This window comes from uncultured Capnocytophaga sp. (genome assembly GCF_937936315.1).
Lineage (GTDB): Bacteria > Bacteroidota > Bacteroidia > Flavobacteriales > Flavobacteriaceae > Capnocytophaga.
Genome location: NZ_CALGWU010000041.1, coordinates 26,625 through 49,010 on the forward strand (window position 1 = coordinate 26,625; position 22,386 = coordinate 49,010).

Here is a 22,386-nt window from a genome sequence, read left to right on the forward strand (position 1 = left end):
GATGAAGAGATTTTTATCATTTATAGGACTCCTTTTTTGCGCGATAGCCTGCAAAAACACTTCAGCTCCTGCTACAGGACAGATTATCGCTCAGCAAGAGATTACTAACCAAATCTACTTTGCTGCCAAACCTATTGTATCGGCTCACCGCGGTGGCGGCGGGGAAGGTCTCAAAGGATACCCCGAAAACTGCTTGGAAAGCATTCAGTATCTTTCTTCTAAGGGAGTGCACAGTTTTGAAATTGATATTTTTGAAAGTGCCGATGGCGATTTGCTTTTGATGCACGACAACAGTTTAGGTCGTACTGCAACGGGCAAAGGTGAAGTTTCGGCTATGTCTACTGCCGATTTACTCAAAGAAAATCTAAAAGATGAATTTGGCAACGTAACTCAGTTTAAAATTCCTTATCTAAAAGATGTATTAGCGTGGTGTAAAGCCAATCACGGATACCTAATGCTCGATTTCAAAAAAGGAATTTCTTACCAAAAAGTAGTAGATTTAGTACGCGCTGAAGGTATGGAAGCCCAAGTGGTGCTCATCAGTTATAATACCGAGCAAGCCAAAGCGCTCTACAGAGTGGCTCCAGAGATGTTGCTCTCGGTAAGTGTGCGTAACAACGATGAATTAGAACGCATATTGCAAACAGGTATCCCCAAAGAAAAATTGGTAGCTTTCACGGGTATCAAAGTAGCTCCCGATGCGCTCTACCAACGTTTGAACGAACTGAAAATCCCTGCTATTTTGGGTACTTTAGGAAACTTGGACAAACGTGCAGCAACTAAAGGTGACCATCTTTACAAAGAATGGGCGCAAAAAGGTATTCAAATTTTCTCTACCGATAGACCTCTTTCCCTTTCGTTTTAAACTTCGGGCAAGTACTGCCAATAACGCTTAGGCATATTCCTGAGCTGGTACTTGCTGTTCTTGCGTTCGGCTATGTTGATGTGCTGGAAATAAGTTTTCCAAAGCATTTCATAGCCGTCGGACAGGGAGGTGGATAGCTTCCCAAATTGTTTATCGGCGGGAGTAAAGGGAAAGACTTCTTTTAAATTGTAAGCAAAACCATAAGCGCGTTGCGGGTCGTAGAGCACCCACTGCTGGTCAGAAAATCTATTTTTGAAGTGAGGAACTACCAAAGCCAGCACATCGTACTCAGGAACTATTTTGGCGAAATATAAATCGCCTACCTTCTCAAAACGCACAAACTCTTTCATACGGTGTACTTCTCTGCCTACACTTTTGGCAGCCTTTTGTATGGCAGCAATAGCTGTGTTTCCATAGTTTTCAAGCACTTGTTCTTCAGGATATTGTATCATCAACCGGATAGCGGCTAACAGATTGTTTTCCATCCCCTCTTCTTCCGATAGGAAAGCCCTCAAAACCACTGCTTTTCCTTCTTTTCCCCAACATTGTTCTATTTTGTTCAGCACGCGCTCAGCCTTAGCTGCATCGGTGTATACGGTTATTGCTTCCTCAAACAGCGAGGGAGCAAATAGGTGTTGGGCAACGATAGCAACTTCCTCATAACGGTATTCAAAAACTACAAAAACCGCTGTGAGGAAGCCTTCAAAAGTACTATCGTATACTAAAATCTTCAAAATTAAGGCGCTATTTTTAGTAAATTAGTCCTATATTCAGCTATTTGGTGATAATTATTGCTAATTGCCCATTCAAAAATCTCTTTTCGTTGGGTTTCGGTTATAGTTTTATACATTTTGTCAAATTCAGCTTCAGGAAGTAATAAAATATACTTAATGATGCGCGTATTGAAAGCAAAACGCTCACTTTTCATCAGTTCAATAAGATCAGTAGGAGTTTTGATAGCAAAATAATTGAAGTGATTTTCAATTTTAGGGTCTATATCCTTATTGGTAAGTTCAGCATAGTACAAGAAAAAGAAATCGCCTTGTACGTTGTATTGTTTGAGAATGCGGTTCACGGTGTGCTCGTGACTACCAGTGATTTTGATATCGTCTATCAGCAAGCAGCATTTCCCTTCAATAAAAGTGCGATCAATGTAATAAGTATCATTGGCAATGAGGTTTACGCGTTGTTCGTAGCTCATATTGCCATAATCCTGCACGTAGGTTTGATTGCGGTGTATTTTGGCTGTTACGCAAGATTTGCGGTCGTGCTGAAAAAGAAAGTAGTTCAGTTCTTTCTTAAAATAATGACACAGATAGTCGGATGCTGTAGGAATTGCGTAATACGGACTTGGCAAAAGCACAATTTCATCTTGTACTAAAATAAAATCACTGTGTTGGGCGATAAACCCTGCAAAGAGTTCTTTGCCAAATTGTTCGGCAACAGCTGTGTCGCCAAATTTAAATCTACTGTAGGCGGCTTCGCTAAAAGTACAGGCCTCGGCGCTCTCTATAGAGTGCAGACTAAAACGTTTATTCATTTAATTTAAATAAGAGTTAAGAGATAAGAAAGGCGCACAAACCTGCATTGGTAGCACCTTGTATATCGGCAATAGGGTTATCGCCTATGTGCAGCCACTGAGTTTTTTCAACGGGGCGCAAGGCGTTAGTAAGCTCATAAGCCTTTTGGAAAATCGCGGGGTTAGGTTTGGCAATCCCTTCCTCATCGGAATAGAGTTCAAACGAAAAATAGGACGCTAATCCGTAGTACGCCAATACCTTATGCAAGGTCTTCCCCTTAATGAAAGCCGTATTGCTCAACAGACTTATGGTCTTCCCTTGCGATTGAATTTTGGCGAAAAGCTCATCTATTTTAGGGTCTAACAACTGAGGCATATAATGCAAAAAAAGTGTTTCCTGTTCTGCAAAACACGCTTCCCAATCAATCTTTTCATCTATGGGAATATTCAGCAACGTGAGTACTCTCTCAAAAAGCACTTGCTGAGGGATGTGCAGCCCCGTGCGTTCACTTTCGGCATTAGCTTGCAAATCTACCGTACGTATTGCATTGTGCACCTCTTCTAAAGGTGCTGTAATGCTAAAATAGCGGCGCAACCATCGGTCTCGTTCTTCTTTGAAAGCAGGGTGAGAGCGGATGATTGTGAGCCACATATCAAATGAAAAGTGCTGGTATTTCTGTAGGTCGATAGTAGTCATTATTGGGGGAGTTCGGGCATTCGTTCGTGGTAAGCTGGTGAAGAAAGTGTTTTGAGAAAAGCTACCAAGGCTTCTTTTTCCTTTCTACTGAGGTTCAGAGGCTGCAATAGGCGGTCGGTAGTAGGGAAAAGTGTATCTTTCTTTTGGTTTTCGCGAGGTTCAGGGCGTGGCATTCCTATGTTGTACATCTCCACAATCCCCTCAAGGTCGGGCATAAAGCCATTGTGCATATAAGGAGCAGTGCGTGCCACCTCTCTAAGCGATGGCGTTCTAAAACTCCCCACATCTTCTTTCTTTTTAGAGTGTTTGTATTTGCCTAAATCCTCGTACATACGTCCGTAATAGGAAAGCCCTACATTGTGAAACTGGTTATCGGAGAACAGAGGGGTATTGTGACAATTGATGCAGCGTGCTTTGGTGCGGAAAAGGTGTAAGCCTACAACTTCCTCATCGGTGAAGCGTTTTTTATCCCCACTGATAAAGCGGTCAAATTTACTTTTGCCACTCACAATAGTGCGTTCATAAGTAGCAATAGCTTGAATAATGCGATTGATAGTAATCTTGTCGTCGCCAAAAGCTTTCACAAAGTAAGGTTTGTAGCCTTTAATTTTGCGGATGCGTTTTACGGATAAATCTTGGGTAGAGTGCATTTCCACGGGGTCGGTCATAGGACCTAAGGCTTGTTCCTCTAAAGTAGCAGCCCTACCGTCCCAGAAAAAAGAAGTGTAATAGCCCGTGTTGAGAATAGTCATTGCGTTGCGTACCCCTGCACGGCGATTATGCCCAAAGGACACACTGCGACCATCACCCCAGCCCAATTGTGAATCGTGACAAGAGGCGCAGGATATTTGTGCTGAACGCGACAAACGAGGGTCAAAAAAAAGCAGTTTGCCTAATGTTTTTTTATCTTCGGAGAAAGGATTATCAGCGGGAAAAGGCATTGGAGGTAAAGAGCCTATATCTTGAAAACCAGCTACAAGAGTGCTGTCTAAGGTAGGAGCTTCCCATTTTGTAGGGTCGCCAGAACTATACATCGTTCGCAGTTGAGCGATATATTCGGGGTCGGCAAAAATATCGTCTTTATGGCGTAGTGTAAATGCCAAAAGACCTAAAATACCAAATATGATAAGAGGGAATTTCTTCATAGAGAAATATCATTTCAAAAAACTATCTCTCCAATACGGAATGCGATAACCAAAATCGGTTTTAAGTTTGGTCTTGTCTAACACTGAATAAGAAGGACGCGTTACTTTGCTAGGAAATTCGGCTGAAGTACAAGGTAACACCTCACAAGCGTTGCCCGTCGCAGCTACAATAGCTACCGCAAAATCATACCACGAGCATACCCCCTCATTAGAAAAATGATACACTTCTCGTTTACCTCGATACCAAGCATTTTCTATAGCTTGCACTATAAAATCGGCTAAATCGGCAGCATTGGTAGGCGTTCCCACTTGGTCGGCTACTACTTTTAATTGAGGGCGTTCACCGCTAAATCGCTGAATCGTCTTTACGAAATTATTGCCAAAACGAAGAGAGTAAAGCCAAGAAGTACGGATGATAAGATGTTCAATGCCAATATTTTGAATAGCTTGTTCACCTGCTAATTTGGTACGACCATACACGCCAAGAGGTTGAGTAGCATCGGTTTCACGATAGGGCGTATTTTTAGTACCTCCAAATACATAATCGGTAGAAATATGAATAAGGGGCAACTGAAATTCCTTACATACACTCGCCAGATGCGCAACAGCGGTGTGATTGATAGCTTCGGCGGTAGCACAATCGTCTTCTGCTTTGTCCACATTCGTATAAGCAGCGCAATTCACGATGAGGTTGATAGCGTGTTGTTGAACAAAAGCACGAATAGCTTGGGCATCTGTAATGTCCAAGCTGTCGGCATCGCTAAAATAATAATTGCTTATACGGTGTGTGTTGTTTTGTATTTCGGAGCCTAACTGACCGTTAGCTCCTGTTACTAACACATTCATTAGTAACTAAAGCTAAACGCATTACTACTTACATTAGTAGTTGCAGCATATTTGTTGTACATTCTGTTTGCATCTCCTTTATATTTATCAGGCACATTACCTCCATAGTTATTGTACAACTCTACAAATTTTTCTTTTAAATCAGATGTAACTTCAGTATTGAAGTTTTCCATATACAAAATTTGTTCGATTAGTTTCACAAATTCTTCCATAGTTTTATAACTTTTTATTAAAATGACTTTTCTATTGTTTTGCGAGGGCAAAGGTATGAAGAAAATGCAAAACAACAATGAAATAGTTATTAATTAAAATCAACAGGTTATTAACAAAGTTATCAACAGGTAGCAATTGAAAATTAGGAAGTAAGATGAAAAGAGCATAGATTTATTGAATGAATTAAAGAATTTTTGCAAGAATAAATTGAATAAGGCGCTAATTTTGCCATTATTTACTGATTGACAAATTGGCTAATTAACAAATTATACCTATCTTTGCCCCAGAAATATTTATTAAAAACGCTATATAGAAATGGGAATATTTGACAAACGAGAAAACTACAAACCTTTTGAGTATCCAGAGGTTATGGAGTTTGTAAACGCTATGCACAAATCATTTTGGGTGCATTCTGAAGTAGAATTTACAGCCGATATTCAGGATTTTAAATCCAACTTATCAACTGTAGAGCAAGAAGCCGTAAAGCGTGCCTTATTAGGTATTGCGCAAGTAGAAGTATCGGTAAAAACCTTTTGGGGTGACCTCTACGACCTTTTTCCAAAACCTGAATTTAATGGCTTAGGCGCTACCTTTGCCGAGTGTGAGTTCCGCCACAGCGAAGCCTATGCTCGTTTATTAGAGGTATTGGGTTACAACAACGAGTTTGAAAATCTTCTTGAAGTGCCTATCTTCAAAGAGCGCAACAACATACTAAAAGAATACCTCGCTAAAAACCGCGAGAATGCTATGGAGCGCATCCTTTTCTTCACCCTTATTATAGAGAACGCCTCTTTGTTCAGTCAGTTTGCTACTATTTTGTCGTTCACACGTTTCAAAGGTTATTTGAAAAATGTAGCCAACATCATCGCTTGGACTTCTATTGATGAGCAATTGCACGCCAATGCTGGTATTTATATCCTCAAAAAAATATTTGAAGAACGCCCCGAAATGAAAACCGTTGCCAAGCGCGAAGCTACTAATTTCATCCGCAACTACATCCTTTTAGAAGACAAGATGCTCGACTGGATTTTTGAACAAGGCGAGTTAGAATTCTTCAGCAAAAAAGACCTCGCTAACTATATGCGTTACCGCCTTGACGACTCGCTTACCCAACTCGGTTTAGACAAGCCTTTCAACATCAGTGGTGATGAGGCTAAACCTATGATGTGGTTTGAAGAAGAGGTATTTAGCAACGAACTCGACGATTTCTTTGCCAAACGTCCTACCGCCTATACCAAACACGACAAGAGCATCACCGAAAACGATTTGTTTTAAGGATTTAGGTATTAGGGGATAGGTGTCAGATATCAGAAGATATTGAAAAATCAATTTCTCTCATTCAAGAAATTGGAAAAATCATCAACTCTTTGCAAAAACATCTAATCCTTAAACTCTAACCGCTATCCCCTAAATCCTACCCCCTAATATCTATGATAAAACGCTGCATTCAATTAGCTTATAATGGCCTTGGCACTACTTACCCTAATCCCTTAGTAGGTTGTGTGATAGTGCACGATGGCAAAATCATCGGTGAGGGCTGGCACCAAAAAGCAGGTGAACCTCACGCCGAAGTACGTGCTATAGCCTCAGTGAAAGACAAATCGCTACTGGCTGAAAGTACACTCTATGTGAGTTTAGAGCCTTGCAGTCATTATGGCAAAACGCCCCCTTGTGCCGATTTGATTATCACACACCGCATTCCTCGCGTAGTGATTGGCACTACCGACCCCTTTGCCAAAGTGGCTGGGCGTGGTATTGAAAAACTGCGGGCTGCAGGCTGTGAAGTAACAGTAGGGGTGATGGAAAAAGAATGTAGGGAACTCAACAAACGTTTTTTTACCTTTCACGAGAAAAAACGCCCTTATATCTTCCTCAAATGGGCAGAAACCGCCGATGGTTTTATCGCTCCTGCTTACAAAGATACGCTTGCCCCCGTGTGGATTACCGATGCCTATACGCGCCAAGAAGTACACAAAATGCGCAGTGAAGAACAGGCTATATTAGTAGGCGTGGGCACTGTATTAGCCGACAATCCTTCGCTCGACACCCGTGATTGGTATGGCAAAAATCCGCTACGGGTAATTATCGACCCTCACCTGCGCTCTCCTAAGGAGTTTAAAGTATGGAACGACTTGCAACCAACGCTTTTCATAACTAACAAGGAAAAAGTAAGTGATAAAAACTATGGGGTACAAACAGAAATAATAGGCATCGACTTCACCCACAACGTACCTCAACAAATCTGTGACCTGCTCTACCAGCACAATATCCAAAGCCTTATAGTAGAAGGAGGCGCATACACCCTGCAACAATTTATCAATGCAGGTTTATACGACGAAATGCGTATCTACAAAAGCGAAGTGACTTTCGGCGAAGGTGTGAAAGCCCCACAAATCAGCTAATTGACAAATTAATTAAATATACAATGGAAAACAACAGACAGAAAAAAATAGCAGGCATTATTCAAGAAGAATTAGCCAAAGTGTTGCAGCAATCCATACGCGATGCAGGACAACAAAATTTACTCATTTCGGTAACTAAAGTAAATGTAACCGTAGATTTATCGGTGGCTAAAGTATACCTCAGCGTATTCCCTGAGGCAAAAGCTGCCGAGGTGCTCAAAGGGGTGACTTCTAACGCTCCCCTCATCAAACACGAACTCTCGCAAATCACCAAACACCAGTTCCGTCGTATGCCGGAATTATTCTTCTATATAGATGACTCATTGCAATACATCGAGGGTATTGAACAATCACTCAAAGAAGAAGAAAACCCTATTGAAAACCGTGATTTGCTCTACAAGAGAAAAATGACATAGGAATCAGGCGATAGTTATGAGGGATGAATTGCAACAACTCATTGAAAGGTTTGTAGGGAAAGAACCTTTTTCTTCACAAACTGCCCTTAATAAAGAGCTGCATATTGAGGGTGATGATGCTGAGGATTTGTTGGTCGCATTCAGTGAGGCTTTTGAGGTAGACATCAGCGACTTCCCTTTTGATGATTATTTTTATAGTGAATCAAAGGTTCCATACCTTTGGTTTATAAAGTTTTTGGGTTTAGGAAAAGAAAAGAAGCCTTTTTACATATATCAGTTAGAAGCAGCTATCAAAACCAAGAGATTAGTATGAGAACACTTCTATTTTGCTTATTTTTAGTGCCTTTTACTGTTTTCGGACAGAAAATGAGAACTGATCTTCAAGAAGAAAATTTAAAAGGAAAGGTAAAAACAACAGTTACTACCTACTATAAGGTTATTTATAAAAATGGAAAAGTAGTGCTTGATAACAATTCTAAAAACAATTCCTCAAAAGAGGCTTTCTACAACAAAGATGGTAACCTACTAACTTTTAAAGAAATAGCTAATATTATTTCTTTAGAAAAATACCTCTACGACGAAAAAGGTAGGAAATTAAAAAAACAAGAGTCTAATAATGGTGGAATGTTAACGCTCGCTTCGGAGTATAGTTATACACAAGGGAAATATATTGAAAAAATATATTTGGGAGACCTCTGTTGTATTGATACTTACAAATACAACGCACAAGGAGACCCTATCGAGAAAAAATCTATAGGAGTGGGGGAATGCAAGCAGGATATCGATTATAGCGTTAGTCTGAAATACGACTCTTCAAGAAGATTGATTGTCGCTAATTTATCAGGAGGACAGCGGATTACTAAATACACTTATAACAAAGAGGGACATTTAGAAAAAGAAATACTCTATGAAGATGGTGATTTGATAGAGACCACACAATACCAATACATTTCTTTTGACACACATAAGAATTGGACAAAGCGCATTATGTATTTAACTGACTATGAAGGAATAAAAAAACCTTTTAGAATAGAGACTCGTGTATTGACATACTATGAATAAAATATGCTTTTAGAACGCTTATTACAAGAACAAACATCTCAATTGAAGGGCGGTATCTACCACCGCACTCAAATAGATTTTTGCTATACAATCAAGATGAATACAAAGCAGTAATGGAATATTTCAGAGTAGTATAGACGCTTTTCTAAATGAGTTGATTTAGCTATTTGCCAATTAGCAAATTATTGCTACCTTTGCCCCAATTATTACTCACACCCTAGCTGTGAGCCCTTGCTGGCTTTACTTGTTACCTGTTACCTAAAAAATGTCTCCCATTCTCTACATAGCAAGGCGCTATATGTTCGCCAAAAGTTCACAGAACGTTATCAACATCATCAATAGGGTTACAGCCTTTGTTGTGGTGCTGGGTGGCGCTGCCCTCTTTATCGTGCTCGCAGGATTTGCCGGACTCAAAGAATTTACCCTCTCCTTCTCCTCTACCTTCGACCCCGACCTGAAAATATTCCCCAAAACAGGCAAATACCTATCGATTACCAAACAAGATACTCTAAACTTACGCCAACTTTCCTCAGTTGCTCATTTCACTAAAGTATTAGAAGAACAGGTTTTTCTCACTCATAACCAAAAGAACCACATTGCCTATATCAAAGGGGTGGATACTGAGTATCCATTAGTAAATGCAGTGGATAGTATCCTCGTATTAGGCAATTGGGAACTCACTCCCCCTAGTGTAATTGTAGGAGGTACCATCTTCAACAACTTAGGTTTGAACCTCGCCGATGGATCTTCTCCTTTGCAAATTGTCGTCCCCAAAGCAGGAAAAGGCAGTATCCTCAATGACCCTATGCCTTACCGACAAGCCTTTTCGGTAGTGCAAGGCATCTACCAACTTACGGAAGATTTAGATAAAAAATACGTATTTTCGTCCTTAGACCAGGCGCAATTTTTATTAGGAGTGAAGAAGAAACAAGTCTCGGCTATAGAAGTGAAATTAGCCCCTAATGCTAATGAAAAAGAAGTAACCGAACAACTCCTAAAACTCTTTCAAGAACCCGTAATAGTAAAGAACCGCGTACAGCTAAATGATGCGCTTTACCGTATGCTCAACACCGAAAATATTGCAGTATATCTCATTTTTATTTTGGTGCTTATCATTGCACTTTTCAATCTTGTAGGGGCAATTATTATGATGATATTAGACAAAAAAGACGATTTACAAACACTCTATGCCCTTGGTATGAACGAACAGCAGATGCGACAAATATTCTTTTGGCAAGGTACAATGGCATCAGTATTAGGAGCTATTTTAGGGATTGTATTAGGAGCAACCATTGTGTTATTACAACAACATTTTGAGTTTGTGAAGATAAGTCCTACCCTCCCCTACCCCGTTGCTATTACAGCGCTAAATATAGTAATTGTTTTCGCTACGATAGTAGTATTAGGCATTTTAGCCTCATTAGTAGCCTCATCACGCGTGCGTGTGAAATAGAGGTCTCAGGAGTCAAGGGTTAGGATTCAGAAATCAGAAGTTATACAATAAATCAGCAAATTGACAGTTTATGATTAAAAAATGGATTGGCTCTTTCGCCTTGTGGGTGACGGGTTGGAAAATAGAACTACAAGGCGATAAAGAAAACCTTAATCGCTGTGTGTTGGTAGTAGCTCCGCATACTACCAACTGGGAATTCGTTCTCGGAATTTTAGCTTATTGGAAGCTCGAAAAACCTATCAAACTCATTATCAAAGATGCACACACCAAAGCGTGGTATGGCTGGATCGTACGCAAATTGGGGGGCATAGGTATCGACCGCTCTCAACACAATCACCTCGTTGAGTTTATCACTCAGCGCTTTAAAGAAGATAGTTTCAGCTTGGTGGTAACCCCCGAAGGCACGCGCTCTCGCGTAAACAAATGGCGTATGGGCTTCTACCACATCGCTCTTTCTGCCCAAGTGCCTGTGGTTTTAGGGGCTGGCGATTTTAAGAAAAAGAAAATATACATAGGCAAAACCATCTCCCTCACCGACCTGCAAACGCGCTCTCAAGAGAGTATTATGCAGGAAATTCAGGATTACTACAAGGATATCACTCCCAAATATCCTGAACAATGGAATCCTAAAATCTACTAACTCCTATCCCCTAATTCCTAACCCCTAATTATATGGATTTTGAACGTATCAAAGAAAAATTGGCGATCCTCGCCGATGCTGCCAAATACGATGTTTCTTGCTCCAGTAGCGGAAGCTCTCGCAAGGCAGTGAAAGGCGAATTGGGCAACGCAGCCAATTTTGGCATCTGCCACTCGTTTACCGAGGACGGCAGGTGTATTTCTCTGCTCAAAATACTCCTTACCAATCATTGTATCTACGATTGTGTGTACTGCGTATCGCGACGCAGTAACGACATACAGCGCGCTGCCTTCAGTGTGCAAGAGGTGGTAGACCTCACCATCAACTTTTACCGCCGAAATTATATAGAGGGTTTGTTCCTCAGCTCGGGAGTGTTCAAAGACCCCGATACCACAATGGAACGATTGGTGCGCGTAGCTAAAAAGTTGCGCTTAGAAGAGCGTTTCAATGGTTATATCCACCTAAAAACGATTCCAGGTGCCAGTGAAACCCTTATTCACGAGGCAGGACTCTATGCCGACCGCCTTTCTATCAACCTCGAAATCCCCACCAAAGAAGGACTTAAGTTGCTTGCACCCGAAAAAGATCACCAGCAGATGCTCACCCCTATGCAGCAGCTGAAAAATGAATTGGCTATCCACTCAGTAGAAAAGAAGAAATTCAAGCATACGCCAAAATTCGCCCCTGCCGGACAAACTACCCAAATGATTATAGGCGCTACTGATGAAACTGACCAGAAGATTATAAAAGTCGCCAGTTATATGTATGATAAGTTAGAGATGAAGCGGGTGTACTATTCGGGATATGTACCGGTATTGCAAGACAGCCGATTGCCTTCTATTCACTCTCAGGTGCCTGTAGTGCGTGAAAATCGTCTCTATCAAGCCGATTGGCTAATGCGTTACTACGGCTTTGCTCCCGATGAGATTTTAGATACACGTCAGCCCTTTCTCGATTTAGAAATAGACCCCAAACTCGCTTGGGCATTGCGCCACCCACACCTCTTTCCGGTAGATGTGAACACGGCACCTCGTGAGATGCTTTTGCGCATTCCAGGGGTAGGCGTTCGGTCGGTACAGAAGATACTCACAGCACGTACCTTTCAAAAACTCACCTATTACAGTCTCAAACAGATAGGAGTAACCCTTAGCCGAGCCAAATACTTCATTACTTGCAGCGGGGCAACCCCATTAGCAGGCACTATGGAACCCACAAAACTCCGCCATTTGCTCATCGCCAATAGCCATAACAAGCACAAAGAACTCTTCACTGGACAGTTATCGCTGTTTTAATATATAAAAAAAGCTATCTAAAAAGACAGCTTTTTATAAATTTATTGTTCAAAAATCTCTTTCCAAGTAACTGTTTGATTAATCCTTTCTCTACTAGGTCCTATAAGAGACATTTGCATACCCTCTTTAGTGAAAATGAGTCTTATTTCAATATCTACTTGACCTATAGGTTCTTTAAGTGTTTTTTGTTTCATCTTTTCTATATTTATTTTTACCTCATCTAGAATTGGGTAAAGAACCAGCAATTCTGTAGCTGTAACAAGTCCTACAAAATAATCGCGATGCATCAAATCCTTTGGAGTTTCTGCCTTTACTTTTACTTGTAATGAATTACTATTGATTTTGTCTGTATACAGAGTGTAATTCTCTACAACAAACTTGTTTTCAACAACCTTTACATAAGGTTCTTTCATTTCTTCAAGACTATTTTGTGAATAAATACTCATACTCACTAAGAGACAAAACAGAAAAATTAATTTTTTAATTATCATAAATTTATATATTAGATTGTTAATACTTTGCAAAAGTATAAATAATTTTCCTATTAAACAAAAAAAGCTGCTAAGCGAGATGCTCAGCAGCTTTTTATTATCAAAATTAATTTCTAAAACACGTCTTTGATGTGCTTCATACTGTTGGCAATACTGTCTTTAGCTTCTGCAAAGTCTCCTTGTCCTATTTTTTTGATGATGTTGGTCGCAAAACCTTTCATCTGTTCAAAAGTGATGTGAGGGGGCATTGCTAAAGTATCGCGATTGGTGTAGATATTCACCAAAGTAGGTCCGTCGTGCTCGAAAGCTGCTTTTATGGTGGCTTCAAGGTCTTCGGTTTTGCGTACTTCATAGCCTTTGATGTTCATCAACTCGGCGAGTTTATCAAAAGGTGGGTTTACCATATTGGTTTGCCAATCGAGGTAGCCCGATACTTCCATTTCGAGTTTTACCATTGCGAGTGAACGGTTGTTGAACACAAATATCTTCACAGGGTATTGGTATTGCATTAGAGTAGCCAAGTCGCCCAAGAGCATTGATAGACCGCCGTCACCACACATTGCTACCACTTGTCTGCCATTGGAAGAAGCTGCTGCGCCAATTGCCATTGGGAGGGCGTTTGCCATAGAACCGTGGTTGAAAGAGCCAGTGAGGTAACGTTTGCCCGTACCTTTGATAAAACGCGCTGCCCACACTACATTCATACCTGTATCTACGGTGAAAATAGCATCGTTGGCAGCATATTTATCCAAAAGTTTAGCCGCATATTCGGGGTCTATTTGGTTCTCTTCAGTTTTCTTTTTGGTGTAATCATCTAATGATTTTTCGAGTTCCAAATACTCTTTGTGAATATCTTTGAGGAAACTATCGTCGGTGTGAGGGGTGAGTTTAGGCAATAAGGCGGTAATAGTGTCCTTCACATCGCCTGCAAAGCCGTAATCTACTTTGGCACGACGCCCGATAATCTCGGGGCGTTCATCTATTTGGATAATAGTACTTTTCTTAGGTAAGAACTCCGCATAAGGGAAATCAGTGCCGAGCATTACAAGCACATCGGCTTTGGCGCAAGCATCATAACCTGAACGGTGTCCGAGCAAGCCATTCATTCCCGCTATATAAGGGCTATCGGTACGGTCGAAGAATATTTTGCCACGGAAAGAAGCCACGATAGGCGCTTTAAGGGTTTCGGCAAGCTGTTCTACTTCTTTCACCGCATACTGACAGCCGTGACCGCAGTAGAGGGCTATTTTCTTGTTTTTGTTGTCGTTGAGTACTGCTGCCAATTTGTCAAGCTCACTATCGGAAGGGCGCACTACGGGTTTTGCTAAGAAGGTTTGTGTAGCAGTAGGAACCTCTTCAAGGTCGGCGCCTGCCACATCACCAGGGAGTCCTAATACAGCCACGCCTTTCTCGTTGATAGCCGTTTGTATGGCGCGTTGCATCATTGTGGTAAATTGCTTGGCGGTATTGGCTACATACACATATTTACTGCAATCTTGGAAGAGCAAGAAGGGGTTGGTTTCTTGGAACCAATCGGTACCAAATTTATGGGTAGCGCAGGTGCTGGCAATGGCAATTACGGGGTTCCCTGAGCGGTTAGCATCGTAGAGTCCGTTGATAAGGTGTACGTGTCCAGGTCCTGAACTTCCCATACAACAGCCTATGCCGTTTAGTTCGGCGTCCATAGAGGCAGCATAAGCCGCTGATTCCTCGTGGCGGACGTGTATCCACTCAAGGCGACCATCGCGACGGATGGCGTCGTTCACAGGGTTGAGGCTATCGCCAGTAATAGCATAGACTCTTTTTACGCCTGCTTGTACTAACATTTCGACCAATTGGTCGGATACATTTTTGCTCATATATGTTTTTTTTATTAATGACAGTATAAGTAGGCAAAAATAATACCAGTTTTTAGAGGGTAGTATTCATTAAAGACTAAACTAAAACTATTTATCCCATTTCTACAGTAATATAACAAAATAATTTAAAGTAAAACAATTAACATTGTTCCAACAAAAAAAATAAGTGTTGCCATTACTAAAAACTTCATTGTTTTTTTCTTTTTATAACAAGAAATGAAAAATACCAAAGAAGAAATAATAGTAGTTATAATTTTTATCATCCTATCATATTTCCACCAAGAACTTCCTTTTATCTGTTGATTTATTAACTCTACATCTGTAACTCTTTGTAAAGCTTCATCAAAAAACATAAAAGTTATAGCAACTTTTATTATTTCAAAAAAGCATAATGTGATTATAACATTGGATATTCCTTCAAGAAAAATAGAGTATTCTTCTTCAGATTTGTGGTATTGAGTTATAAAATTAATGATAACAAATAAGATAGTCATTACCCCTATATAAAAAACACAATTAATAGTAAGAGATAAGTATGCTGGAAATGTTGTAGTCTCTAAAATTTCAGCTGGTAATAATTTTAAAGAAGCATCTACTTTCGTACTTCCTGAAATAATTAAAATTACGAAAAATATTATGGTAAGATATAATAATTCAGACCTTATTTGTTTTAAATGTTGATATTGGTTCATAAGATTTCAATAAAAGATGCTATAAATAATAATATTGTAGGAAGTAAAAAATCTTTTGGTTTAGGAATTACAATATTTAGATTATCTTCTTTAAGAAAGATTTTCTTGTAGAAGAAAAAACCCTTAAACCCAATGACTGAGAATAAAGTCAAAGCAAAAATTTCTAATGGAGCGTGTTTTAAATAATAAAAAATAGTACGAATAGGAATAAAATCTATTGCAGTAAAAAATATATTAGCAATAAGAAACCCATTCCAATACAAAATAAGAACTGTTAAAATACCTCCCGTTGCAAATCCTACAATAGAAATTAAGAATCCTACTCGCATATTATTAAGAAAAATATCTATAGCTCCATGTTCTTCATATTTTTCAGTTCTAAACAATCCTATATTTTTACCTGAGAATTCTGTTTTACTGAATGTGTTATTTTTATAAGCAATTGTATAATGCAAAAAACCCAATGAAAACAATAATAATGAGAATAATATTCCTTTTGTAATACTGTTGTTTAAGTTCTTTCTAACGAGTTTCATAGGCATTTTTAATTCTATTTTTTAGAGAGGGGTGAGTTACACTTCCTTTCATCATCTTGTTCTCAGTGATTTCATTGAGTTTTTCAAGTGTTTGAACGTATTGCTCTGCTCCTACTTTTCTCACAGCAAATGCATCTGCTTGATATTCTAATCGGCGTTGAAAAAAATAAGGGATAAGTATAAAAGCAATAACTCCATAGATAAGACCCACTAACGCTACTATAACAGGTTCCATAATTGTATCTCTATAATGCTGTTTTTCAATAATATTTATAGAGAAACTATGTAAAAAAACAAGAATAATAGAGCTTACCATATTTAGGAAAAACATTTTGTACAAATGTCCTAATTTCAAATGTCCTATTTCGTGGAAAACAACCCCTTTTAGTTCATTATTAGTCATCTTTTCGCATAGAGGTTCTCCTATAAGGATTGTTTTAGTAAAAGGAAAAACACCTGTCGCAAAAGCATTTTCAATTTTTCCTTTAATGATGCGTATACGATACGAGTAGCCTTCATTGCGCAAAAAAGACTCAATTTCTTCATTTTTTAAATACTTCTTTTTTTGAGATAATGCCCTTAGAGGTACAATCAAAAAATAGTAAGAATTGATGAGTGCTAACACTATCACAGCCATTGCATTTGCAAACTGTATATGACTGAAAAACAACATTATAAGAATAATGATTAATGAAACTACAGCACTGTCAAACAACTCGTCTTTCCAGATAAAAAGATCTGTAAAAGCATATTTTCTCTTTTTGTCTATTTTGAATGAAAGGTATGCCACGAAGGTTTTCAAAGCAAAAATAGCAATCACATAAATAATATATAAGTATATATATTTCATAATCCACCTATTATTAATTTATTAATAAATAGGTTTGCCTATTAAGTAGGCAAACCTATTTCATTTAAGATTAAAGAGCTCCTACCATCGCTCCACCAACAAGCCCTATAGGACCTCCAAAAGAGCCTATTGCAGCTCCATATTTAGCTCCTAATACCCCACCTGTAGCTGTCCAACCAGCTCTTATAGCTGTATCCCAAGGACCTCCAGGGGGATTATGAGCAACTTCTCTTGAAAGAGCCCAACCTACTTGAACTTCTGTGACATTTGTTGTATTTACTTCTTTTGAATTAAAGAAGTTTGCAACGCATAATAGTCCTAATAAAAGAACTAATCCTAAAATAAATCTACTTTTTTTCATATAATTAAAATTAAAGATTTAAACCTACTCTATTGTTTTTCGTCGCTTTTGGGTTTTCCCGACTATAATTTTTTAAGCTATGTACACTTGCTTAAAAACTTCGGGACAAAGATACAACTTAAAAACACTAAAATAGCATCACTTTTGAGGAAAAATAATTACTTTTAAGAATAAAAAAATTACTTTTCAGGGAAAAAAGATATTTTTATAGTATAAAATATTTTGTATATTATTATTTTTTTATTACTTTTGCCCTATAACTATAATGATAGTATTATGGAGGTCAGAAAAATATTAGAAAGAATTACAAAAAAAAGAAAGAAAAAGGGTTATAGTTATGAAAATATGGCAGAAGAATTAGCTCTTAGCCCTTCTGGATATAGGAAAATAGAAACTGGAGAAACTAAACTTTTAGTAGAGAGAATGTTTCAAATAGCAACAGTTTTAGATATTCCTATAAAGAAACTATTAGATATAGAAGAACCAGAAAAAAATGAGAATAAAGAGGTGTTAAAAAAGCTCATAGCTTCATACGAAAACCTCTTAAAGGAAAAAGAGGAACAAATTGCCTCTCTAAAAGAAAATATCAAAAAAAGATAACAAACTCATCAAGACTTGTTTTTTACTGATAAATATGTAGAGTTACTACTGATATTTTGATTTTTTAGAAGTTAAAACTAAGTTATTAGTAGTGAGATCTACGACATTCAAATTTCTAATACGCACTATGTATACTGACCAAGAATTTATTAACAAATAATTTTCACTAATTATTTTTATCTAAAAAGGCTGTTTGACACATTATCAAACAGCCTTTTTGGGGTTAATTAAAAATTTGTTCCAATATTTTAAAGGTGATGAGATAGGTAGGTTTTACGCCTGTAGTACCTAATCCACCTGAAGCGAGGGTACTACCTGTTTCAAGGGGGTTATCGGAAGCGTAGTAAGCATAACGCACTTTCACATCTTCGCGTATGCTCTTGCGTATTTTAGAAGCCGATTGTATCGCTTTTTGGTAATGAACCCCTTCCATTTCCAAACCGACGGCATTCCACGTAGAGTGTAGGAAAAATTTCAGGATATCCTTATTTTGGAGAGAAGTTCCTAGCACTGTAACCATTGTACCTTCAAACACTTTGAGACCATTACCTTCAAAATCGGCTTTAGAAAACTCGTTGTGGAAAGGATAGTTATCGGCAGTACCTTCAAAAATATGAGAAGTAGGAATCATCAAATCGCCTTTTTCGCCTTCCAAAATACCTGCTTTCCCCATAATAGAAATAGAAATCACATTGAGAAAATGGGTTTTACCTCCTTTGTGATAAGGCTTTAGTAGCTCATCGATAGTTTCGTAAGCCTGTTCACCAAAAGCGTAATCCATAACAAAAATCACAGGTTTTTGATCTTCTTCAAGATGATGTACTTTGTAAGGAGTATTATCAAAATCTATCTTGGCAGTATCAAAGAGTTGAACATCAATATTGGTACCTGAAGTATCGTCTACTGAAATCATTCCGTGTTTGTGAGCATAGTCCTTCACCTTTTTGCGCAGTGGTTCACTCTCTGGCAAGCTAAGCAGCTCAAAAAGTTCGATACGTGATTTTACTTTCACTTCGCCTGCAAGAGCTTTTTCGGCAAACAAGCTATTCATCACGCTGTGCATATTAGCACTGATAATGTGCAAGGGGCAGTTTAAGAGTCCGTTTTTAAGAAGAATATGTTTGATATTTTCCGCCCATATTTCGCCGTGGAGGTGGTGACCAATACGTTCGCGCAATACGGTACTGAAAGTAATCACACGCTTATCGTCGTTTACACGCTCATTGAACGCCAATTTACCCAACCAGTAGATGATGTGGATAAAGCGATCGGGAAGTGCGGGAGTTGCTAGTGCTTTGTAGGCTTTGAGCACCTCTTCAAAAGTGCGCCCCAATAGATTACCAATATGTATGAAAGTAGCCTCACGTTCGGCAAGGGTAAGTTTATTTTTTTGAATGTTAGATTCGAGTTTTGCCCAATCGTGTGAAATTTTATTATCGTCTAAGAAAATACGGTCGGCGATTTTGTGAGATTCTATAAAGAGGAAAGTGAGGTGCGTAAGCACATCGTAGATATCGGAACGACCGCGAGTAATTTCGATATTCATTTGCTCGGGATCAATGCGATAGCAATTACGGCGGCGTTTAGGGGGGATAATAGGTTTGAAATGTGATTGGCGATACCCTTCATCGGCGATGAGGTTGATGTACTTACATTGCTCAATACCCTCGGGAAGGCGGTCGAGTACATAGATAAGTCCGCTGAGTTCAGATTTACTTTCAGCGATAGTGCCATAGATTTCGGGGCGTAGAACGAGTAAGGACTCGCGGAGCGCCTCGCCTGAGATGCCCATAGGTTTATAGAAACCTCTTGAGAAGAGGTGTCTCATTGTTACATACATACGCTCAATGGCGTTCGTGGATTCTTGTGCTCTACTTTTCATATTATTCGTCGTATAATTCATCTACTATTTCGTAGACGAGTTCGGGTTCAAAGCCGCGGTATAGGAGGAAGTTGGCTAATTTTGCTTTGGCTTTATAAGGATTTTTTTCTTTGATGGCAGCCTGTTTTTTTTCGGCTAAGAGATTAAGGGTTTCGTAGTAGTCATCGTCGGTAATTTCGCTCAATCCAGCTTCGATATTATAATCGGTGAGCCCTCGAGCTTTGAGTTCACGCTGTATGCGGAGTTTTCCCCACTTTTTGCTATAGAATTTACCTCGGGTAAAACTTCGGGCGTAGCGTTCTTCGTTGAGAAATCCATAGTGAATGAGGTGAACAACGATATCGTCGATCGCTAAGGGGATCATCCCCATAGAACGGAGTTTAGCAACTACTTCTCGATGGCATCTTTCTTGATAGGCGCAATAGTTTTCGAGACGAGTTTTAGCTTCTTGGACGGTGTAAGTCTTTTCCAATTAACACTTAAGGATTAACGATTAACAATTTGCAAAAAAACCATCCTTTAGGGATGGTTTTTGAGTATTAATCTTAAAATTTTATTATGTCACAGATCTTTATTAAAAGATTGCTGTCAAGTCTTTTTTGTATTTAGCGAGCAATGCACGGGTAAGACCGAGGTTTGCTTTTGTAGAATCTACTACTAAGTAGATGAAGTAACCGCCATTTGCAGCGATATCGATGATGTGGATTTGGCCAGTAAGGGTAATAAGGATATCCACGATTTTTTCCTTAGAAGCTAAACCGAGCGCTTGGAGGGCGTTTTGTTTAGCCTTTACTACTTCTAGGTTATAAGCAGAAGCTAAGTTAGGGTCGAAACTAGGATCTACTGATTCTGCTCCATAAGAAACACCAGAGCGTACTTCAGTAACTGAAACAGCGATAAATCCAGGAACGTTGGTTTTCATATCCTGAATGAATTTGTCTAAAACATTTGTCATTGTCTTGTAAGTTTTTTTTTATTAATTATTAAATGAAAAAATAAGTGAGGCATCGAGCGGATTTGAACCGCTGTATAAGGTTTTGCAGACCTCCGCCTAACCCCTCGGCCACGATGCCTTTTATTGTTCAGGGCGCAAAGGTAGAATTATTTTTTTTAACTACCAAATCTTTTGCGTTTTATTTTTATAATCACCTGAGCTACGTCGCCTCCTATAGGCGGATTAACCTTAGCGATTTTTAACTTTAGTTTCTGAACCTGTGGTAGTTCTGAGAAGATTTTATCGGAAATACGGCCTGCTACATTTTCTAGTAATTTAGCGCGTATAGCCATTTCTTCTTTCACTATTTTGTTCAGATGTACATAATCTACAGTATCGACGAGTTCGTCAGTTTGGATAGATTTTTTCAAATCGGCATATACTTTCAAGTCGACGCGATAGTCGCTACCAATGATACCTTCTTCGGTAAGGCAGCCGTGATAGGCGTAGAGGCGTATATTTTTTAGGATAATTTCTTCCATTTTTTATCGTTGAGCACACTTACAGTTACTAACTCCTTGGAACAAGTCGAGACCTAAAGTAAGCATATGAGTACCAGAGTTATACCCTATAAGTTCATTGAGGGTAACTTGATAAGAATAAGCGGCGTAGAACATTCCGAATTTAGCGCCTGCCATAGGTCCTATATTGAGAGGGCGGAAAATTTGGTCGTTGAGAGAGCGATAGTTAAGGCCTACCCAGTAGTAATCTTCTACATCAAGCCAACGGAATTTGATATTAAAATCGGTTGTAGAACGCCCGTCACTTTCATAGTATTGATAGAGGAGAGAAGGTTCGATTTCAAAACGGCTATTTTTGTCGCGTTTGTAGCGGTAACCTCCATATACCATATAGTTACGGAGTGCTTTAGGTTCTTCTTTATAGAAACGCTCGATATCTTTGTTGAGGATATTAAGAGCGGTAAAGTTGATCCACCAATTTTTATAACGATAAAGGGCAGCTACGTCGAAGTTGTGGTTTACAGTGAAGCGGTCATTAGTTACATGGGGATCGTTACCTGATATGGTTCTATCGAATTTATCTATATCTATTCTAAAGGTATTCAAAGCGTAAGAGATACCGAAAGACACGAAGTGGTTGTCGTAGCGGTCGAGAGTAAGGTGGTGAGCGAAGGTAGCTTTACCACCCATTTGTTTAGTAAAACCATTGCGGTCGTTATAGAGCATCACCCCTGCTCCACTTCGTTCACCGAGGCGCATATCACCAGCGAGTGATTGATAATCGGGGGCATTTTTCACACCCACCCATTGGGTAACCCCAGAGAGACGAATACGTACGAAGTCACCAATACCAGCGTAGGTAGGTGCGATTAAGAATTCGCTATCTGCCAAATACTGATTTTGTTGTGGTAAATTTAGCTCTTGAGAGAAGGCTTTTGGAGCAAAAGCACATACTGCTAAAACAAACAAAACTATTTTTTTCATTGTTGATAAAATTAAACTATTAAATTGCTATAATACTCAATTTTGATTTTGCAAAACACCTCTTTAATATATAGGTATAATTCGCAAAATTTTCAGCAAAGATATTTATTTTTTTTGTGTTACACT

The 22,386-nt window shown here is 39.0% G+C and carries 27 protein-coding genes and 1 tRNA gene; 10 read left to right on the top strand and 18 right to left on the bottom strand.

Annotated elements, in window-relative coordinates; all coding sequences use genetic code 11:
• Position 1: 1 nt before the first annotated feature.
• Complete coding sequence (locus Q0162_RS07820) at positions 2-865, top strand: glycerophosphodiester phosphodiesterase family protein (protein WP_297890800.1); 864 nt, start codon at positions 2-4, stop codon at positions 863-865.
• Here the strand turns inward: Q0162_RS07820 and Q0162_RS07825 are convergent.
• From Q0162_RS07825 to Q0162_RS07850, 6 genes are read right to left on the bottom strand one after another with little or no spacing between them, the layout of a single operon-like run.
• A complete protein-coding gene (locus tag Q0162_RS07825; RefSeq protein WP_297890801.1) occupies positions 862-1,599 on the bottom strand; it encodes a TIGR03915 family putative DNA repair protein in 738 nt (245 codons plus the stop codon). The two genes, Q0162_RS07820 and Q0162_RS07825, sit on opposite strands and share 4 nt — an antisense overlap.
• A 2-nt stretch (positions 1,600-1,601) precedes the next feature.
• Complete coding sequence (locus tag Q0162_RS07830) at positions 1,602-2,405, bottom strand: phosphoribosyltransferase family protein (RefSeq protein ID WP_297890802.1); 804 nt, start codon at positions 2,403-2,405, stop codon at positions 1,602-1,604.
• Between the two features lie 16 nt (positions 2,406-2,421).
• The gene (locus tag Q0162_RS07835; RefSeq protein WP_297890803.1) at positions 2,422-3,081 is read right to left on the bottom strand and encodes an HAD family hydrolase; all 660 of its coding nucleotides are present in this window, start codon (positions 3,079-3,081) and stop codon (positions 2,422-2,424) included.
• Positions 3,081-4,226, bottom strand: a complete 1,146-nt coding sequence (locus tag Q0162_RS07840) for a cytochrome c peroxidase (RefSeq protein WP_297890807.1) — start codon at positions 4,224-4,226, stop codon at positions 3,081-3,083. Before Q0162_RS07840 ends, Q0162_RS07835 begins: the two co-directional genes overlap by 1 nt.
• Before the next feature lie 9 nt (positions 4,227-4,235).
• Complete coding sequence (rfbD, locus tag Q0162_RS07845) at positions 4,236-5,072, bottom strand: dTDP-4-dehydrorhamnose reductase (RefSeq protein WP_297890809.1); 837 nt, start codon at positions 5,070-5,072, stop codon at positions 4,236-4,238.
• Positions 5,072-5,245, bottom strand: coding sequence for a deoxynucleoside kinase (locus Q0162_RS07850; protein WP_297890810.1), 174 nt, complete (start codon positions 5,243-5,245; stop codon positions 5,072-5,074). The genes rfbD and Q0162_RS07850 overlap by 1 nt, the downstream gene beginning before the upstream one ends.
• Positions 5,246-5,600: 355 nt before the next feature.
• Here Q0162_RS07850 and Q0162_RS07855 point away from each other — a divergent pair, with 355 nt between their 5' ends.
• The 8 genes from Q0162_RS07855 (at position 5,601) to Q0162_RS07890 (ending at position 12,550) form a co-directional block, all read left to right on the top strand.
• Positions 5,601-6,560, top strand: coding sequence for a ribonucleotide-diphosphate reductase subunit beta (locus Q0162_RS07855; protein WP_297890811.1), 960 nt, complete (start codon positions 5,601-5,603; stop codon positions 6,558-6,560).
• 155 nt (positions 6,561-6,715) lie between these two features.
• Positions 6,716-7,687: a bifunctional diaminohydroxyphosphoribosylaminopyrimidine deaminase/5-amino-6-(5-phosphoribosylamino)uracil reductase RibD gene (gene ribD, locus Q0162_RS07860; RefSeq protein ID WP_297890813.1), complete on the top strand. Its 972-nt coding sequence runs from the start codon at positions 6,716-6,718 to the stop codon at positions 7,685-7,687.
• Between the two features lie 23 nt (positions 7,688-7,710).
• Positions 7,711-8,103: a 30S ribosome-binding factor RbfA gene (gene rbfA, locus Q0162_RS07865; RefSeq protein ID WP_009417134.1), complete on the top strand. Its 393-nt coding sequence runs from the start codon at positions 7,711-7,713 to the stop codon at positions 8,101-8,103.
• A gap of 16 nt (positions 8,104-8,119) precedes the next feature.
• Entirely contained in the window at positions 8,120-8,416 is a 297-nt protein-coding gene (locus Q0162_RS07870) for a DUF1493 family protein (RefSeq protein ID WP_297890815.1), read from the top strand.
• Positions 8,417-8,469: 53 nt separating this feature from the next.
• Entirely contained in the window at positions 8,470-9,165 is a 696-nt protein-coding gene (locus Q0162_RS07875) for a hypothetical protein (RefSeq protein WP_297890816.1), read from the top strand.
• A gap of 298 nt (positions 9,166-9,463) precedes the next feature.
• Positions 9,464-10,618 (top strand): FtsX-like permease family protein, encoded by a 1,155-nt coding sequence (locus tag Q0162_RS07880; RefSeq protein ID WP_297890899.1) that lies wholly within the window; start codon positions 9,464-9,466, stop codon positions 10,616-10,618.
• Positions 10,619-10,691: 73 nt separating this feature from the next.
• On the top strand, positions 10,692-11,258 hold the full coding sequence (locus tag Q0162_RS07885) for a 1-acyl-sn-glycerol-3-phosphate acyltransferase (RefSeq protein ID WP_205702243.1): 567 nt from the start codon (positions 10,692-10,694) through the stop codon (positions 11,256-11,258).
• A 32-nt stretch (positions 11,259-11,290) separates the two neighbouring features.
• Complete coding sequence (locus Q0162_RS07890) at positions 11,291-12,550, top strand: putative DNA modification/repair radical SAM protein (protein WP_297890817.1); 1,260 nt, start codon at positions 11,291-11,293, stop codon at positions 12,548-12,550.
• A gap of 41 nt (positions 12,551-12,591) precedes the next feature.
• Here Q0162_RS07890 and Q0162_RS07895 read toward each other — a convergent pair whose 3' ends face one another.
• The 6 genes from Q0162_RS07895 to Q0162_RS07920 form a co-directional block, all read right to left on the bottom strand.
• Complete coding sequence (locus Q0162_RS07895; RefSeq protein WP_297890818.1) at positions 12,592-12,963, bottom strand: hypothetical protein; 372 nt, start codon at positions 12,961-12,963, stop codon at positions 12,592-12,594.
• A gap of 191 nt (positions 12,964-13,154) precedes the next feature.
• Entirely contained in the window at positions 13,155-14,900 is a 1,746-nt protein-coding gene (locus Q0162_RS07900; protein WP_297890819.1) for a thiamine pyrophosphate-dependent enzyme, read from the bottom strand.
• A 125-nt stretch (positions 14,901-15,025) separates the two neighbouring features.
• On the bottom strand, positions 15,026-15,592 hold the full coding sequence (locus Q0162_RS07905; protein ID WP_297890820.1) for a hypothetical protein: 567 nt from the start codon (positions 15,590-15,592) through the stop codon (positions 15,026-15,028).
• Positions 15,589-16,134: a stage II sporulation protein M gene (locus Q0162_RS07910; RefSeq protein WP_297890821.1), complete on the bottom strand. Its 546-nt coding sequence runs from the start codon at positions 16,132-16,134 to the stop codon at positions 15,589-15,591. Before Q0162_RS07910 ends, Q0162_RS07905 begins: the two co-directional genes overlap by 4 nt.
• Positions 16,115-16,978 carry a M48 family metalloprotease gene (locus Q0162_RS07915; RefSeq protein ID WP_297890822.1) on the bottom strand — a complete coding sequence of 288 codons (864 nt, stop codon included), beginning with the start codon at positions 16,976-16,978 and terminating at the stop codon, positions 16,115-16,117. Before Q0162_RS07915 ends, Q0162_RS07910 begins: the two co-directional genes overlap by 20 nt.
• A 70-nt stretch (positions 16,979-17,048) precedes the next feature.
• A complete protein-coding gene (locus Q0162_RS07920; protein ID WP_297890823.1) occupies positions 17,049-17,339 on the bottom strand; it encodes a hypothetical protein in 291 nt (96 codons plus the stop codon).
• Positions 17,340-17,615: 276 nt separating this feature from the next.
• Between Q0162_RS07920 and Q0162_RS07925 the strand changes: the two genes are divergently transcribed.
• Entirely contained in the window at positions 17,616-17,939 is a 324-nt protein-coding gene (locus Q0162_RS07925) for a helix-turn-helix domain-containing protein (RefSeq protein WP_088593547.1), read from the top strand.
• A gap of 223 nt (positions 17,940-18,162) precedes the next feature.
• On the opposite strand, the gene Q0162_RS07930 is transcribed toward Q0162_RS07925, so the two are convergent.
• The 6 genes from Q0162_RS07930 to Q0162_RS07955 all read right to left on the bottom strand — a co-directional run bounded on the left by Q0162_RS07930 (position 18,163) and on the right by Q0162_RS07955 (position 22,260).
• The gene (locus Q0162_RS07930) at positions 18,163-19,821 is read right to left on the bottom strand and encodes a hypothetical protein (protein WP_297890824.1); all 1,659 of its coding nucleotides are present in this window, start codon (positions 19,819-19,821) and stop codon (positions 18,163-18,165) included.
• A gap of 1 nt (position 19,822) precedes the next feature.
• Positions 19,823-20,293, bottom strand: a complete 471-nt coding sequence (locus Q0162_RS07935; RefSeq protein ID WP_297890825.1) for a regulatory protein RecX — start codon at positions 20,291-20,293, stop codon at positions 19,823-19,825.
• Between the two features lie 102 nt (positions 20,294-20,395).
• Positions 20,396-20,776 (bottom strand): hypothetical protein, encoded by a 381-nt coding sequence (locus Q0162_RS07940; RefSeq protein ID WP_297890826.1) that lies wholly within the window; start codon positions 20,774-20,776, stop codon positions 20,396-20,398.
• A 47-nt stretch (positions 20,777-20,823) separates the two neighbouring features.
• Positions 20,824-20,894, bottom strand: a tRNA-Cys gene (locus Q0162_RS07945).
• A 37-nt stretch (positions 20,895-20,931) separates the two neighbouring features.
• On the bottom strand, positions 20,932-21,297 hold the full coding sequence (gene folB / locus Q0162_RS07950) for a dihydroneopterin aldolase (protein WP_297890827.1): 366 nt from the start codon (positions 21,295-21,297) through the stop codon (positions 20,932-20,934).
• 3 nt (positions 21,298-21,300) lie between these two features.
• A complete protein-coding gene (locus tag Q0162_RS07955; RefSeq protein ID WP_297890828.1) occupies positions 21,301-22,260 on the bottom strand; it encodes a type IX secretion system membrane protein PorP/SprF in 960 nt (319 codons plus the stop codon).
• Positions 22,261-22,386 lie beyond the last annotated feature (126 nt).